The 17,125-nt window shown below is 43.8% G+C and carries 8 protein-coding genes; 6 read left to right on the plus strand and 2 right to left on the minus strand.

The window, feature by feature from the left end:
* Nucleotides 1-154: 154 nt before the first annotated feature.
* On the minus strand, nt 155-1,486 hold the full coding sequence (locus tag NJD71_RS01015; RefSeq protein ID WP_319050066.1) for an MFS transporter: 1,332 nt from the start codon (nt 1,484-1,486) through the stop codon (nt 155-157).
* Between the two features lie 448 nt (nt 1,487-1,934).
* Between NJD71_RS01015 and NJD71_RS01020 the strand changes: the two genes are divergently transcribed.
* The gene (locus NJD71_RS01020) at nt 1,935-5,360 is read left to right on the plus strand and encodes a BamA/TamA family outer membrane protein (protein WP_319050067.1); all 3,426 of its coding nucleotides are present in this window, start codon (nt 1,935-1,937) and stop codon (nt 5,358-5,360) included.
* 100 nt (nt 5,361-5,460) lie between these two features.
* The gene (locus tag NJD71_RS01025) at nt 5,461-10,455 is read left to right on the plus strand and encodes a translocation/assembly module TamB domain-containing protein (RefSeq protein ID WP_319050068.1); all 4,995 of its coding nucleotides are present in this window, start codon (nt 5,461-5,463) and stop codon (nt 10,453-10,455) included.
* 125 nt (nt 10,456-10,580) lie between these two features.
* Here the strand turns inward: NJD71_RS01025 and hemP are convergent, their stop codons facing one another.
* The gene (gene hemP, locus NJD71_RS01030; RefSeq protein ID WP_227672156.1) at nt 10,581-10,739 is read right to left on the minus strand and encodes a hemin uptake protein HemP; all 159 of its coding nucleotides are present in this window, start codon (nt 10,737-10,739) and stop codon (nt 10,581-10,583) included.
* A 298-nt stretch (nt 10,740-11,037) separates the two neighbouring features.
* Here hemP and NJD71_RS01035 point away from each other — a divergent pair, with 298 nt between their 5' ends.
* The 4 genes from NJD71_RS01035 to cgtA all read left to right on the plus strand — a co-directional run bounded on the left by NJD71_RS01035 (nt 11,038) and on the right by cgtA (nt 17,113).
* Nucleotides 11,038-12,189 carry an NUDIX domain-containing protein gene (locus NJD71_RS01035; RefSeq protein WP_319050070.1) on the plus strand — a complete coding sequence of 384 codons (1,152 nt, stop codon included), beginning with the start codon at nt 11,038-11,040 and terminating at the stop codon, nt 12,187-12,189.
* Between the two features lie 455 nt (nt 12,190-12,644).
* On the plus strand, nt 12,645-13,811 hold the full coding sequence (locus NJD71_RS01040) for a lipocalin family protein (RefSeq protein ID WP_319050071.1): 1,167 nt from the start codon (nt 12,645-12,647) through the stop codon (nt 13,809-13,811).
* Between the two features lie 353 nt (nt 13,812-14,164).
* Nucleotides 14,165-15,607, plus strand: coding sequence for a glyceraldehyde-3-phosphate dehydrogenase (locus tag NJD71_RS01045; protein ID WP_319050072.1), 1,443 nt, complete (start codon nt 14,165-14,167; stop codon nt 15,605-15,607).
* A gap of 303 nt (nt 15,608-15,910) precedes the next feature.
* The gene (gene cgtA / locus NJD71_RS01050; RefSeq protein WP_319050073.1) at nt 15,911-17,113 is read left to right on the plus strand and encodes an Obg family GTPase CgtA; all 1,203 of its coding nucleotides are present in this window, start codon (nt 15,911-15,913) and stop codon (nt 17,111-17,113) included.
* Nucleotides 17,114-17,125: the final 12 nt, after the last annotated feature.

Raw genomic sequence — 17,125 nt, forward strand, 5'->3', positions numbered from 1 at the left:
AGGCAATAATCCTATACATAGCTTTTATGCACATTACTATAGCAAACAATCCAAATTATCGGCATCAATATTATGATCTTGAGCACTATCAATTGCTATAGCCAACCAAGTTCAATATTGCCTGTTCAAAGGGCTGTTTTTTATAGGATCACTCTTATGGGGTTATCTCGTCATTGGTTTGAATGACGGCATGTTTGATATGCTTGTTCAATTTAATGTATAAAAAAGTACCAAAGGCAATATTGAGCACACCAGTGACCAAAAATAGTTGCGGTAGACTTAGTCCTAGTGAGTTTAAGATAACAATCGCAAAAATCGCTGATGTCACCATAAACATCGCATTAAAGATATTGTTGGCACCCACAATACGTGCGCGGTGGCTCTTAGGGGCATAAGCCTGCATAGAGGCATACAAAGGCACAATATATAAACCACCACTGAATCCCAAAAAGAACAAATCAGCAAAAACGCGCCAGCTACCACTCGTACCAAACAAATCACCAATACCGAGCAATACATCATTATTCACGTTTATGTTTAAGCTGGATAGGGAAAAGTACAAATCAATAGCAAAGATACTCAATCCAGCAATACCGAACGGCAGCAAGCGTAAGCTCACTTGATTTTTGGTCAACGATTTACATAATAGTGATCCGATCGATACCCCGACCGAAAACAGCGTCAATAAAAAGATAACGACTGACTCATCACCGTGCAAAATTACCTTGCTAAATTCTGGTACTTGAGTCAAAAAGGTCGCCCCATAGAACCAGAACCAGCTGTTGCCAAGAATGACAAAGAATAAAAACGGCAGTGAATATAAGTAGCGTACCGTGGACAAACTGGTAGTGATGATATTCCAGTTGACCTTGAGGTCCGGCTGCATGGCTGGCATATTAGGAATGTAACGAGCCGCTAGATAGCCTAATACAGCGACAACCAATACCGTGGCACTGATCCAATACAACGATTGGGATAACTGAGTCAATATGCCAGCGACGATCATACCAACAAGAATAGCCAAGGACGTACCCATCTGAAACAGACCATTAGCACCGACCAGCTCATCTTCTTTCATAGCTTGGGGCAGATACGCGTACTTAATCGGTCCAAAGAAGGTCGAGTGCGTACCCATCAAAAACAAAGCGACAAATAAGAGCGCATACCACTCAAAGACAAAGCCAACCGCAGCGATTGCCATAATGACCAGCTCAAGCATTTTGATAAATCGTGTGAGCTTTGATTTTTCATACTTATCGGCAATCTGTCCTGCCAATGCCGAAAACAAAAAGTAAGGCAGAATAAATAGCATCGCCGCCAAATTATTTAAAATACTGACTTCTACACCCAACTGACTGGCAGCGGTATAGGTAAGAACCAATATGAGCGCTTGTTTGAATATATTGTCATTAAACGCGCCCAAAAACTGCGTGAAAAACATGGCGCTAAAACGGCGGCGCTTGAACAACTGAAACTGATTGGACATGAACGTTCCTACAGATGAGACGCGGCTAATAAAGTAAGAAAAAGCCCTGAATATAGCTTATAGTATTATGGTAATCGTCAGTATTATCAAAAACTTATCAAAATATAGCATAGGTTTTATGAATATTAAGCCGTATAATAGCAAGGCTTAGGTAAAAATACATGTAACCTGCGCTATGATTTCATAATTAACTAAGTTATGATTTGTAAATTTTATATGGTTGTATTAAAAGGTGAGAGCGACGGTAAAGTTGACGACCTGCTATCAATCAAAACTGTCTGTATGGTGTCATGGTTCTAGTGCTACCGTTTGCATTGGTAACGTCCATCATTGAGAGCAAAGTAGTCAACCATTCATTCAGCAAACTGCGATAAGCTTATTCACCGGTCAGACTTAGCGATAGCTATCGTTAATAAAAGTGCGCCGTGTGAGGCGATAGGACACAGATATGACACAGCACCCTTTAACTCGAGCACGCAACACAACCACAAAGCAGCGTGATAGGGTGAGTATTCAAAGCAACACCAGTATTCAAAGCGTCTATGTCACCGCGCCGCGTATGTATTTTAAGCGCTCAGCACTCTGTACTGCGCTAGCAACCAGTCTAGTCAGTATTGCCCCTGTAGCATTGGCGGAAACAACCAGTAGCACAGGGATCACAAACCAATTGACCAGCAATCAGATGGTTAGTAACCAAGCTGCTGACAATCAATCAGCTACGCTATCAGACGATGATACCCAGCTAAATGCTGCCTTGGATGCGTTGCGTCTAAAAAAAGCCGTAGAACAAGGCATCATCGATCAGTCGGTCTTAGATGACTATAACGAACAAACCCTAGGTAACCAGACCTCTGGTGCTAATCAGTCGTCCACTCAAAATAGCAGTGTTCAAAGTAGCAATGTTCAAAGTAGCAATGTTCAAAGTAGCAATGTTCAAAGTAGCAGCTCCCAAAACAACACCCTTCGAAATTCGAACCTCTTTAATGATGATTTGTTGCAGCAGGCAACTGCCGTACAGCAGCAAGGCTATCAGATGATGACGCCTGAGCAGATCGATCGTGAGCTTGCGATGCTGGACTTGCAAAACGCTCAGGATATTGACAACATAAACAATCTCGATGGCGGCAATGCCTTTGATGCGCCAATTGCCACGCTAGATGATACAACACCGCCTATAGGCTTGGATATTGATCTGGATGCGACTAATCTACCTGAACCTAGCAATCTTGATACCTTAGGTACAGGGGAGACGATAGAGGAACGGGCAGCTACTGCTGAGATTATGGCACGTCCTATTGATGTCAGTGATTCTGTAAGTAGCGGACGTGTCAATACAGCAAATAATATCAATAATGAGATAATAGCGGGCAACAGCGATACATCAGATCAAGGCAGTACGCCTGCAGAAATTATCAATCCTGATGACTATCTACCCGATTACGAAAGCAATACCCAAGCGGTAAATCAAAGTATCGATCAAGCCGATAAACCAAAGCCACGTGCTCGTAACAGAGGCAATATTGTTAAGCGTCTCTACAATCGTTTTTTCAACGGCGGTGTGATGGCGCTGCCGAATGTAGAAACTACTGTCTATCTAGAGCAACTGTCAGCTGAAGATGCCCCTAATGGTAAGGCTGTACTTGTCGAGGCTGATAACGATATTCAACCGATAAAAAACATCAAAGCTGCACTTGATGATACGTCGGTACAGTCGGTTATTGATTTTACAGCAGCATTGCCACGCTTGCGTGAGACGGCACTAGATGCGGCAAAAGCGGTCGGCTACTATGATGTTACCCTACGTTTGAGCCAGCCTGATCGCGATACAGTCAACGTTGTTATTGAGGCGCTGGGCGAGCCTGTACTTGTAGACAGCCGTATTGTTGAGATTCGCGGTGAAGGTAGCGAGCAAGAAGAGTTTGTTGCGCTCAAAACAGAGCTGCCACCCCAAGAAGGTGATATCTTCAACCACCGTGTATATAAAAGTAGCAAAGCTGCGCTTGAGTCTTTGAGTAATACCTACGGATATTTTGATCAATATTGGTTGAACAAATCTGTGGATATTATCTTGCCAGACAATAAAGCTGATGTCTCGTTGGTATACAACACAGGCGATCGCTATGAGTTTGATGATGTGGTTTTCTTTACGTATGACGAAAAGACCAACACACTGACACAAGATCCTGACAAACTCCCAGTAGAGTTGTCATTACTGCAGCAATTGTACGAATTCACACCAGGCGACCCGTTTTATCGTCCATCAGTGACAAAGTTCAGTAATGATTTATCAGCGACCCGTTATTTTAATACTGTGAATGTCGAGTCTATACTGCCACCTGATGATAGTAGTCAAGCGAGTACATTGGCGTTTGACAATACGCCTACCAATAGCGACGGTACATTAGATGATGATATCAATGACGACAGTATTTTAGATGCTGCCAATGGTAATGGTTTTGCTAGCCTGACTAATAGAGAAGATACTCTCAACGACAATAGCGATATTGGCGGTGAAGGTGACAGCGCATTGACTGCCAACAGTGGTGAGACGGTCAACGAAGCTGATATCGCTGCCATCGAGTTTGAAGCTGATGAAGCGACGCTCGATAAGCTACAAGCAATAAGACAAAAAGCAGAACGCTTAAGCCGCCTACCAAATGATCGTGTGCTAGATGAAAAAGACCAAGAAGCTGATAATCTATTAGGAAAAATCAGTGACTCAATCAGTAACGTGGCGCAAAAGATATTCCCTGACGAAGAAAGTATATTGGCCGACGAAAACTTCGTTCCTCCGACATTAGCGGGACGCAAAACGCCGCAAGACGTTGCGACGAGCAAAAAAATACCGCTATATGTTTTTGTAGCTGCTGATAAGCCCCGTGACGCTCAAGTTGGTTTGGGTTATGGTACGGATACAGGGGTTCGAGCGACGGCAAAGATAGATTACAACTTGCTTAACCGTCAGGGTTATCAAGCAGGTGCAGAGACTGAGGTCTCAAGAATCAGCAAAAACGTCGCGGTCTATGCCAGTCGCCCTTGGAATCATCCACTCAATGATAAGTTGGACGCACGTCTTACTTATGAAGAAGAAGTCATTGACCAAGGTGAAGGTAACTTTGATCTGTCTACCAAAACGCTAAAAGCAGCGCTAGCACGTAATATCCGTAGTGATAATGGCTGGAATCGCAGCTACTCTGTGCGCTATCGTTTAGATGAGCTTGAGACGGGTGTTGATGGAGCAGCGCTTGATGACTTGCCGATACGCTTTACCTCGTCCAGCCCCAAGCAGCAAGCGTTGCTATTTGGCTATGGTATGAACAAGACTGATACGGATAGTGCTACTAACCCGACGCGCGGTATACGTCAGTATTACTCGATTGAAGCAGGTGCTGATAAAGCACTAAGTGATACTGATTTGGCAATCGTTCGTGCTGGTGTCAGCGGTATCTATAGTTTCGGTGACGACAACAAACACCAAGTGCTAGGTAGCGTGAATGGTGGTTATATTTGGGCGGATGATTTTTATGATGTTCCTTATAAGCTGCGCTTTTTTGCAGGTGGTGATCAGAGCATCCGCGGCTATGATTATGAGAGCCTGTCACCGCTAGAAAATGGTTATCTGACAGGTGGTCAAGTATTGGCGGTCGGTAGTGCAGAGTATAACTATGAGTTCAGACCAGGCTTTCGCGGTGCGTTCTTTACCGATGTTGGTAATGCCTATGACAAAGACTTTGAGACTGAGACAAAAGTCGGTGTTGGTGTCGGTATCCGCTGGGCATCTCCTGTTGGAATGGTACGCGTCGATGTAGCTGCAGGGGTGACCGAAGAAAGTATTCCTGTGCGCCTACATTTCTTTATTGGCTCACCATTGTAAATGCTCGCTTTATAAACGTGCAATCAGATTGTTTAAACCGTCTTATCTATTACCCATCGCGCCGATCGCTGGTCATCATTTTTTAACGTAGTTGAGTGTCATGCTGACAGAAAATACCCCGCCTAACCACGCACCAGATGAAGATCCAGCACAGCGCGATGCCCGCGCAGTCAAGCGTTGGTATCCGCTATCATTTCTCATCAAATTACTGGTACTGATTCTTATCGTACTCGCGATTATGTTTGCGATATTCTTTTATGCAGCAGGCACCGATGCTGGTACCAAGTTTATTTTAGAAAAAATCAGTGCTGAGACGGGTATTGATTTTAAATATGGACGCGGTAACTTGCGTGACGGTATTTGGGTAACTGATATCGATGTCGATGCAACTGAAGACCTTGAGATATTAGTAGACAAAGCCTATGTCAAAATAGGCTGGCGTGCAGTATTTGCAAAAGAAGTGCATCTGAGTGATGCTGATATAAATACCATCGAAATTATCAATAAAAAACCACCTACGGGTGAGCCGTTCGATTATAAAACCTTAGAACTACCCATTAATTTACGTTTTGACCAAGCAAAAATTAACAAAGTCGTTTATAGACAGGTTACCAAAGATCCGGTTGTTATCAATAATATTACGGCTCGTGATCTGACGTGGGTCGGTAGTACCGTGACCGTAGGACGCGGTGATTTGCAGTATGCTGATATCGTCAAAATAAGTGCGCTACAAGGTGAGATTGATCTACAAGGCGACTATCCATTAGATCTGAGCGCGATAGCTGAAGTCAGTGCGCTTGAAAAAGCATACATCGACCCATTAAATATTAGTGCGACCGGCACACTGAAACGTACTGTTGGCAAAGTGCGCAGTCGCTACAACGATAGTGATGTCAGTGGTGATTTTGTGGTGCAGGGGTTAGATGCAGGCGCACCGTTTGACGCAACATTACAATGGGATGATATTTTGATCCCTTATGCCGACAGCCAAGATATCCGTTTACAAAGCGGTACGGCTACGGCGTCAGGGGTTATCTCCGAAATACGGTTGCGTATCAATACTGAGCTGACCGCAAAGGATATTCCGTCAGGTCATTATCAAGGGCGCGCGGTCATTGCCGATAGCCAATTGCGCATTGATCGTTTGGAGGCTGATGTCCCAGCGGGGCGTCTGGCGTTACAAGGTATTTTAGGCTGGAGAGACGGCTTTGATGCCACGATACGTGCAACGGGTCGTAATTTTGATATTCGCCGTGCTATCCCTAATGATTATGCTGATTTCAAAGCTTATGCCCCGCAAACACTGAATGGCAGACTATCACTACGCTATCAGCAGCAGAATGTTACGGGCAATACAGAGATCGATGCTGACTTACGCCAGCGAGATGGTGAACATATCAATGCGAATATGGTCCGCGGCAAAACTTCTGCTAAATCTAAGCAGGTGGCGCCTTGGTATATCGATGCCACGTGGCAGAATCTGATCCGCCGCGATGTCCCTAATATCGGTAGTATCGACAGTCCTCGTGGTCAGGCAGATGTCATCGTTCGCGGCTCGAATCTATCAGTCGATGCCAATGCGGTTATTAATGAGCTCAACGCTGCGCCTAAGGGTAACTACGACGTGCGCTTACGTAAAGCAGGTGACGTCATTGATATCAATCGACTCAATTACGATGGTATCGTGGGTGATCTATCAGGTACTGGGCAGATCCAGCTTGCAAACCGCAACCGCCCATTGACATGGCAGATCGACGCCAGTACCAAAGGTCTACTGCCTAAAAAATACCGTAGCGACCTACCACTTGAGCGTCTTACAGGGCGCCTAAGTGCTCGTGGCCGATTGCTCAATATCAGCAAAAACGGTGTAAGTGGTCAGCGTCATGTGATTACTTTAAACAATACCGACTTACAGGCGCAGCTTGATGCCACGCAGAACGGCCGTGCTATTGGGGTGACAGGTAGCGGCGATGCCAGTGTTGATATCGTGGGTGGTGAGTTGTCTGTATTTGACGCGCGCTTTGATGGTCAGGTCGATACAGCAGATGTACCAAAAGGTCGTCTCTCAATTGATGCTGCTGGTACACCAAAGCTAATCAGTATTCGCAAGTTAAACTATAACGGTGAAGCTGGTGCAGTAAATGCAAAAGGTGTCATAGATCTACGGAACAATATCGGCTGGAATGTCGATGGCCGCTTTGACAAATTTAATGTAGGGTATTTTTTACCCAACAATCCAGCCATTATCACAGGCAATCTAAAAACTAGCGGTGAGTGGCAAACTCCTGCCAAAAACAATACGAATGCCGCAGGTAAGTTGCAGCGTTTTGCCATTAATTTCGATGGGGTTTTGGATGCTGAGCAATTGCCAGCAGGTAAGCTTAATATTGAGGCCAGTGGTGATAGCCAACTGATTCGTATCAATCGCTTCCGTCATGTAGGGGCAGCAGGTAGTATCAATGCAGAAGGAACAGTCGATGTGCGACAAGGCATTGCCTGGGATATCAATGCAGTCATGGATCGTTTCAACATTGGGTATTTCCTAAAAGACACGCCAAGCCTGATCACGGGTACTATCGATACCGATGGTCGCTGGGGTGATACGCAGCAGACCATCAATATCAATCAAATAAACTTGAGCGGTATGCTAAAAGGTCAACCACTCAGTGCCAAAGGTAGCTTGGCTGCAAAACTGCGCTTGCCAAAAGACGTGGCCAGTTATTTTAAGCGTCTGCAAGCACAGGATGCTCAAGCACAATATAAGCAAGTAAATGCCTTAGTGGATAGTTTGAACGCTGATAATCTAGTGCTGCGCTGGGGTGATAACTACGTCACTGCCAATGGTAATGCCAAACAGCTGCAAACCAAAATCAATATCACAAGTTTAGATCAATTGTCTGATAAGCTTGCTGGAAAAGTGACTGGCGGTGCCACATTGGCTCAGCCAGCAGGACAGGCGTTACCAACGATTTATATCGACTTGGTCGGTGAACGACTTGCACTACCAGGATTTATCTTACGTCAGGGCCGTATCCGCGGAAAGCTTGTCAACTTAGCCAATAGTCCCAGTCAGCTCATTGTCACTGCTGAGGGACTAGATGCTGCTGGACAAAGTTTCGATAGTATAAAAGCATCATTTAACGGTACCGAAAAATCTCATGTAGTCGATCTAAACATCGCCAATAGTAAGTTAGATATTGGGGCCAGACTCAAAGGTGGCTTTGATAGAGATAAGCTCAGCTGGTCAGGGGTGATTGGTAAAGGCCGCGTCAAATCCAAATACGCTACCTTAAACCAATTACAGCCAGCACAGTTGATTGTGAACTTGCCTGATAACCAAAACGGCAACAATACAGACCTAAAGGTACAGTTAGCAGCGCATTGCTGGCAGGCAGCTGACCAAACGGGCAAGCTATGCCTGCGCCAAAAATTGGTCGCTTCACCATCCAATGGTGAAGTCGATGTGGCACTGCAGAATTTAGACACCTCACTATTTTCAGTATTTTTACCAAAAGATATTGATTGGCATGGCAAAATCAACGGTAAAGCCGTTGTCGGCTGGCAACGTGGTCGTCCGCCAACCATAAACACAACCCTATACTCAGACAATGGCAAAATCGGCCTGATTCAAGATGGCGATAGTACACCAATGACCTTGCCTTATAAGCGCGTTTCTCTTATCGCTTTGTCTGTGCCGGAAGGGATTAAGCTGCGCACTGATATCAATACAGGACGCGGTGCCCGTGGCTATGCTGAGGTTGTCGTTGATCCTTACAAAGATCCTAAGCCAATCTCTGGTGCCCTAGTGCTCAACGAGCTTGATTTAGCGATATTGAAGCCTTTCTTCCCAGGTATGCGTGTCCTAAGAGGTAACGTCACGATGGCAGGCGGACTGGGAGGTACTTTGACTAAGCCGCAGTTCTACGGTGATGTAAAACTCTCTGACGGCCGCGTCGCGATGCTTGACTTACCAGTCAATCTAACCAACGTGAATGTAGAGGCGAAAATACGCGGTACGCAAGCGACCATCGATGGGACGTTCAACAGCGGTGATGGTAAAGGTGAATTGTCTGGTACCGTCAACTGGCAGCAAAAGCTTCAGGCCAAATTAAGTATCATTGGCGAGCGCTTAGTGATCACTCAGCCACCATTATTAGTGGCTGAGATTGACCCTGATATCGATATCATCGTGCGCCCAAGTGATCGCTATGTCGATATCAAAGGCGCTATTAGCGTACCCTCAGCTACCATACGTCCACCAGAAGCCAGTGAAGACATCATCACTCAAACTGAAGATGCCGTCGTATTGGACCGACGTTTGATTGGTAACATTGATGAAGTATTAGCCATCTCAAAACCATGGTCAATCAACGCTGATATCGGTGTCGATTTGGGTGATGATATTAATTTCCGCGGTTTTGGTGCTGTTATTCCATTAGCAGGTGCGATTAATATCACACAAAGCGGTACAGGTATCATGCGCGCAACAGGTGTCGTACAGGTCTCACGCCGTACCAATATTAATGCCTTTGGTCAGAACTTAGAGCTTAATTATGGTCAAGTACGCTTCAATGGTGACGTGATGAAGCCGATATTGAGTATTGAAGCTGTCAAAACGATCACTGGCAAAACCGTGGGCGTACGTGTGAAAGGCAGTACAGAGAGTCCGAACATCACTGTCTTCAATAACGCAGGACTGACCCAGCAGCAAGCAATGAACGCTCTGGTAACAGGACGTATTGATAATAAGAGTGCCACTCAAATCAGTGAGCAAGGATTTAAGTCTCAGGTGACCAATAATCTTGCCGCCGCTGGATTGAGCTTTGGCTTAAGTGGGACACGTGGTCTGACCAACCAAATTGGTCAAGCTTTTGGCTTACAGAGTTTGACGGTTGATGCCTCAGGCAGTAGTGAAGATACCAATGTCAACGTTACCGGTTACGTGACCCCTGATCTATATATCCGCTATGGAGTGGGTGTGTTCAATGCTCAAAACAGTCTGTCGGTTCGCTATCAGTTGACCCGCCGTATTTACGTAGAAGCAAGTTCAGCGGCAGAAAATGCCGTGGATGTCGTCTATAGTTGGCAGTTTTAATAACGTATCTCAAGGACAGATGTTTCACTATTGACGTCAATTGAATCTATTTGAATAATGACTGTCCAAAAAAAACGCCTTGTAATGAAGGCGTTTTTTTATAAGTACAAAAAAACGGTACTAAACTATTTGGTCAGGATTAAACGGTTATTACGAGTTAGGCGTAATCGATACTCTTCGCCCTCATGCTCAATACGCACTTCTTTGGTCAAAGCAAATAGATGCTGTGATTGTAGAGTCGGCAGACGATTTTCACGGCAGTTTAAATAACGAGAGATAACCATGCTCATGGTGAATTCCTTTTGATAGTAAGTGGCTTAGTAAATTAGCTATATCGTAACTGACTTTAACGATAATAATTATCATTTAGATTAAAGGAATTTGCAAGCAATTGATAAAATAAAATGCAGTTATTATGTAAACTTATCTAAGCTTGATGTCACAAACTATAAAGTTCGAGAGTTATGTACGCAAATTTGTACGCACAAAAATCTCGTATGCCTGAATCAACTTCATTGATACAGCCGATCCAAACCAAATAATTAAAAATCATCAACAGACATAATCGTAGAGGACAACGCTATGCCAAGCGAATCAAACAGCCCGTCAGCAATAACAAACGTAACCATCGTCAATGTGGCTGTCGCAGTTATCCATTACCAAAACCAGTATTTGCTGGGGTTCCGAGATGCAGCACAGCATCAAGGCAATCGCTATGAGTTTGTAGGCGGCAAGATAGAGGCGACTGAAACAGCAGAGCAGGCACTAAAACGAGAAGTAGCTGAAGAGACAGGTATATTAGTCGATGATAATACTATCGTTAAGCTTGGGCGTTTGCACCATGATTATGGTGATAAGCAAGTCAGCTTGCAGGTTTATAAGATTGAGCTGACAGCGCAGCAGTACGAGCAGTACAAGGGCCATGAGTATGGTCTAGAAGGACAGGCAATAACGTGGGCAGATAAGTCGCGTCTACTGGCAGGTGACTACCCGTTGCCTGCTGCCAACAAAACTATTCTAGAATGGTTAAGGCTACCTACACAAATAGCCATCACTTATCCTTTAGCTGATTTTCATCAGCATACTGATCCAAAAACAGCATGGCTACAATATCATCAAGAAAAACTACCACCAAAATCTTGGGCATATATTCGCTTGAAGCACAATGGTTCAGAGTCTATAGCCAAGCAGCTAATGGACGCACGTCCAGATCTTCTGGCAATTTTACCGTATAGCAGCGATTATCAATACACTGACACTGAAGTATCAGTAGAAGCTACTCACAAAAAAACCAACGATTCAATCGTCGCTAGGCACTTAACACATTCAGCATTAATGGAATGGCTTACTAATACTCAAGGCGTTATAGCGTCTGAACCGTTACTGCCTGATAACTATTCATTCACTTGCCAGTTGCTCGCTAGCCACTCACTCAATGATTATCCACTCATTGTTAGTTGCCATGATACTGCCAGTATTGATGCTGTCAACAAGCTTGCCAGCGCGCGTATCGAGCAGGGTTTACCTCCAGTCATCGGCATGTTCCTGTCTCCTGTATTAGCGACCCAAACGCATCCTGATACAGTACCACTTGGTTGGCAGTCATGGTCATCATTGGCACAGTTGGCTGATATGCCTATTATCGGCTTAGGCGGATTGGCGCCTTCGATGATTGAACAAGCATTAGACCATGGAGGTCTTAGTATTGCTGGTATCCGTCAGTTTCATTTGTAAGAAATACAAAAACAAATATAGTTCAGCAATCGATATTGTTTGTATAGACTTTGGCCAGATCATCACATGCGACTATTAAAATAAGTAAATGTAGATGACTGATTTTTAAAATATTTATTCAGTAAGTAACTGTGTGGTTATGATGTATTTATAGCAATGCACAAACACATCGTTATTTACAAACCGTTGCGTTTCCCTACATTGGACTACTGTTTTAATCGCCTGACTGCCCTTAATATATATTGCATATCTAAAGCACATTTATTTTTCAGTGATGGATCTACTAACGACGACTCTATAATAATTATAATAAATAAAAGCGTTGGTAGTAGTGAAGCTTGAATACGTTCTCGATTTTATAGCCAATATTCATTTAGAAATTAGATAGATAAATGGAACTGGATAGATGATATACGCAAAGAAATTCAACAGTCACTATTAATAATGGTATCCCTATGAAAACCAACAAGTTACCTAAGTCAGAATGGACTGACACACAGGCAGCTGGTTCTCAATCTCAGCAGTCTATACCGTCTAGCGATTATCGCAGGCACAGTTATGTCACGCAGCAGACCAAAAATGCCAGTAATGACGCTAGCTATAGCCATAAAGACATAAATAATGAACGTTCAGATGATGAGTATTCAGACTACTTAGCAGAAGATAACGTCTTATCACATAAATATTCTGGATACAAAAGCGCCGACCAAGATTCCAATGATGTAGAAGAGTCAGCTATGAATCGTCAGGTCATAGAACAATTCAATACTGCTAATGGCTACAAACGACCAAAAACACTGAACAAAGATGAGCCGTTGATATCAGGGCTTTTGGATGATCAAATGAGCAATTTAAAAGATAACGTCCAACAGGATACTAACGTATCGTCAGCCGATATCGACTCATCATATAAAGAGATACCGGAGCGCGTATTTATGAATGGACTTATCAAACATACAGGCATTGCGTTAGCGATTATTATACCGTTAGCGGCCTTTTCAGCCTATGCAGCCACACCACCAGTAGATATGGCAACTACTGAAACGTCTAGTAATGCGATGAGCGAAAAAACCACAACTGACATGTTATCAATCAAGCCAAGTGATATTATTTATAAGTCTACAAATACACCAACCACAGTAGATAATGTAGACCTAAATTCTTACGCAGGGACATGGTATGAAGTTGGTCGTTTACCGATGTATTTTCAACGTAAATGCGCAGGTGACGTAACGGCAAACTATACGCAAAAGACTGATGGCTCAGGAATTATAGTCACCAATAAATGTATGGCTGCAGATGGCTCAGATATTGTTGCAGAAGGCCTAGCAAAGCCAGTAGATGATAGTGGCAGTAAATTAAAAGTGACGTTCTTACCGAAATGGATCAGGTGGATTCCAGTAGGTCGCGCAGATTATTGGGTGCTGGCACGTGATGAAGACTACAAAACGGCTCTCGTGGGCACACCTGACAAAAAATACTTATGGTTATTGGCACGTTCACCAAATATCAGCCAAGAGACCTATGCTAAGTACCGCCAAATTGCGCAGCAGCAAGGTTACGATTTAAAAGAGTTTATGCTGACGTCACAAACTGATCAAACCGTCAACTTGGTACCATAAAGCTGAATAAGCCACATATTTTCTTCTGCAGAGATTTAGATGCAAATTTTTGATATATCATCAACAATTCATATTCAATAGCTAGACTAATTCAAGATAAAGCAGCCGTCCGTGCTGCTTTATTTTTATTGCTATACATCAGAATTGGGATGCTAATAGATACTATGTAAACGGTTATCACTGGCAAAATAAGGCGTTTTAGGCTAAAATCTAGGCGATTTGAATACTCTGACGTCAAGAACTGATGTTGATAGTGGTTGATAATCGCATTAAAGTCACCACTTAGAGCATACACGACCTATCTCATTTATACTTCTCCGTATTTTATTGATCATACATTACTGACCATAAGGATGTTTCTCGTGAGCAACGCTGATACCTTACGCCAATTACATCAAGACCACTTAAAAAATTACAACAATCAAGAGCAACAAGCCATTGAGCTTATGGGGCTATTGAATAAGCTTTACAATGCGCAAGATGTACAAGTGACTTTGTTTGGTGAAACGCTAGATTCTACCTCAGTCAGTCAGATATTAGCGCTACATCAAAAAGTAGCCCTACGTGACCACGGTGCCAAATCTATCGACATCTCTGATACTTTAGCAATGGTAAAAGTAATTGCAGAGAGCGAAGAGATTCAAGCGAGTCGCATTGACGTTGGTCAACTGCTCGCTAACGATACTGACTTACAAACTGCTCTACAGTCTATCAACAACGCGGGTGCTTCAAATGGCGCGACAGATGTTGTGCTATACGGTTTTGGTCGTATCGGTCGTATCTTGACTCGTCTGCTATTGTCACAAGCGTCAAGCGCAAAAGGTCTACAACTAAAAGCCATCGTTGTGCGTCCAGCTGCAGCTGGTGACTTGGCTAAGCGTATCTCATTGCTTGAGCGTGACTCAATCCATGGTAGATTCTTAGGCGGCATCAGTATCGATGATGACAATAACGGCATGATCGTAAACGGCCGTTTTGTACAAGTTATCTATGCCAAAGACCCAAGCGAAATCGACTATACCGCTTATGGTATCGATGATGCATTAGTTATCGATAACACAGGTATTTGGAAAGATGAAGCTGGTCTTGGTAAGCACTTGCAAGCGACAGGCGTGAAAAAAGTCCTATTAACAGCACCTGCTGGTGGCGATATCAAAAACGTCGTTTATGGCGTGAACAATGATACCGTTGGCGACGATACCATCGTTAGTGCTGCTAGCTGTACAACCAATGCGATTACACCAACGCTAAACGTGCTAAACGATGAGTACGGTATTGTAAATGGTCATGTAGAGACTATTCACTCATTTACTAATGATCAAAACTTGGTTGATAACTACCATAAAGCCGACCGCCGTGGTCGTAGTGCTGTTATGAATATGGTTATTACCAGTACAGGTGCCGCAAAAGCGGTGGGCAAAGCATTGCCAGAATTAAACGGCAAGCTAACTGGTAACGCGATCCGTGTACCAACGCCAAATGTCAGCTTGGCTATTTTGAACTTGAACTTAAAAAATGCACCAGCAAATGCTGAAGCTTTAAATGAGTTTTTACGTAAAATGGCTAACAGCAGCATGTGGCAGTCGCAAATCGCTTATACAGACTCTACAGAAGCAGTATCGACAGATTTTGTGGGTACAACCCATGTTGGTATTGTTGATGCACAAGCGACTATCCTAACTGACAACCAAGCTATCGTATATGTTTGGTATGACAATGAAGTAGGTTACAGCACTCAGGTGCTACGTCTGGCGACACAAATGGCCGGAATCAGCTACGCTCAAATTCCAGCATAGTGTACTGAACATCTTAGAGCAATGACATATTATTAATCATATCGAAGTCGTATTTACTTTAGATCAGCGTTATTTAATAATTATGCGTTCGTAGATACCACTTTGAATAGATTGATATGACTTTAACTGTCATACTTAGACACCCGATAGTCCGATTGATTATCGGGTGTTATTGTCATAATGGGCGTTGAGTAATAGATGCTTGTCTAGTTTTCATTATGACGTAATAGTCTAGCAAAACCCAAAATACAGCCGTTGGTTGTTACCAGTTTATACACTGGATTGTGAATTAAGGAACGTAGAATGCGATTTATTGATGAAGCCGTCGTAACGGTAAAAGCAGGTGACGGTGGTAACGGAATCGCCAGTTTTCGCCGAGAAAAATATGTCCCGCGCGGTGGTCCTGATGGTGGTGATGGTGGCAAGGGTGGAGATGTGTATGTCATTGCAGAAGACAACACCAATACCCTAGTTGACTATCGTTACACACGTCGTCATGACGCTATGAGAGCAGAGAATGGTCATAGTAGAAACTGTTCAGGTAAAGGGTCTGATGATTTGTATTTGCCAGTACCAGTTGGTACGACGGTGGTCGATACCGAAACAGATGAGGTATTGGGTGATTTAATTGAGATCGGCCAGACACTACTGATTGCCAAAGGTGGTGACGGTGGTTTGGGTAATACGCACTTCAAGAGTTCGACCAACCAAGCGCCGCGTAAAGCCACTTCAGGTTTTGAAGGTGAGCTAAAGGTTCTTAAGTTTGAGCTAAAAGTCGTGGCTGATGTTGGTTTGATTGGTTTGCCTAATGCAGGTAAGTCTACCTTTATCCGTCAGGTTTCTGCTGCTAGACCAAAAGTTGCTGACTACCCTTTTACCACGCTAGTTCCTAATCTAGGTGTGGTTGATATCGGTCGTCATCGTTCGTTTGTGATGGCTGACATTCCTGGTCTAATTGAAGGCGCATCAGAAGGTGCAGGACTTGGCATTCGCTTCTTAAAGCATGTTGCGCGTACCCGTCGTCTGTTGCATTTGGTTGATGTAAAGCCAGTCGATGGTAGTGACCCGGTCGAAAATGCACGTGTTATCTTAAATGAGCTTGAGCGTTTTTCGCCTGAATTGGCTAATCTACCGCAGATTTTGGTATTGAACAAAATTGACCAAGTGGCTGAAGAAGAGCTAAATGAGCTATGTACGCATATCGTAGCAGAACTGGGCTGGACAGGCATCGTATTCCGCACAGCAACCTTAACGGGTGAAGGCGTCGATGCAGTCAAATATCACTTAATGAATGAGATCGAACGTGAGCGTGAGCGCGAGATAGAAGATCCTATCTTTGCTGACGCACAAAAAGAGCGTTTTGAGCGACTAGAAGCAGAAGTACGTCTAAATACTGAAGCACAGCGTGAAGCATACCGTGTAGCCAAAAAAGCGGCACGTGAAGGTTTGGATTTGTCTGATGAAGACGATGACGACGATGGTGTTGAAGTAATGTACGTTCCTTAAGCTAGTATGCTT

Source organism: Psychrobacter sp. PP-21 (assembly GCF_033790785.1).
In the GTDB taxonomy this organism is placed as follows: domain Bacteria; phylum Pseudomonadota; class Gammaproteobacteria; order Pseudomonadales; family Moraxellaceae; genus Psychrobacter.

Bases quoted from the DNA above. Each gene is read 5' to 3' on its own strand.
- NJD71_RS01015 (WP_319050066.1), bottom strand. From the start codon at position 1,486: ATGTCCAATCAGTTTCAGTTGTTCAAGCGCCGCCGTTTTAGCGCCATG.
- NJD71_RS01020 (WP_319050067.1), top strand. From the start codon at position 1,935: ATGACACAGCACCCTTTAACTCGAGCACGCAACACAACCACAAAGCAG.
- NJD71_RS01025 (WP_319050068.1), top strand. From the start codon at position 5,461: ATGCTGACAGAAAATACCCCGCCTAACCACGCACCAGATGAAGATCCA.
- hemP (WP_227672156.1), bottom strand. From the start codon at position 10,739: ATGGTTATCTCTCGTTATTTAAACTGCCGTGAAAATCGTCTGCCGACT.
- NJD71_RS01035 (WP_319050070.1), top strand. From the start codon at position 11,038: ATGCCAAGCGAATCAAACAGCCCGTCAGCAATAACAAACGTAACCATC.
- NJD71_RS01040 (WP_319050071.1), top strand. From the start codon at position 12,645: ATGAAAACCAACAAGTTACCTAAGTCAGAATGGACTGACACACAGGCA.
- NJD71_RS01045 (WP_319050072.1), top strand. From the start codon at position 14,165: ATGTTTCTCGTGAGCAACGCTGATACCTTACGCCAATTACATCAAGAC.
- cgtA (WP_319050073.1), top strand. From the start codon at position 15,911: ATGCGATTTATTGATGAAGCCGTCGTAACGGTAAAAGCAGGTGACGGT.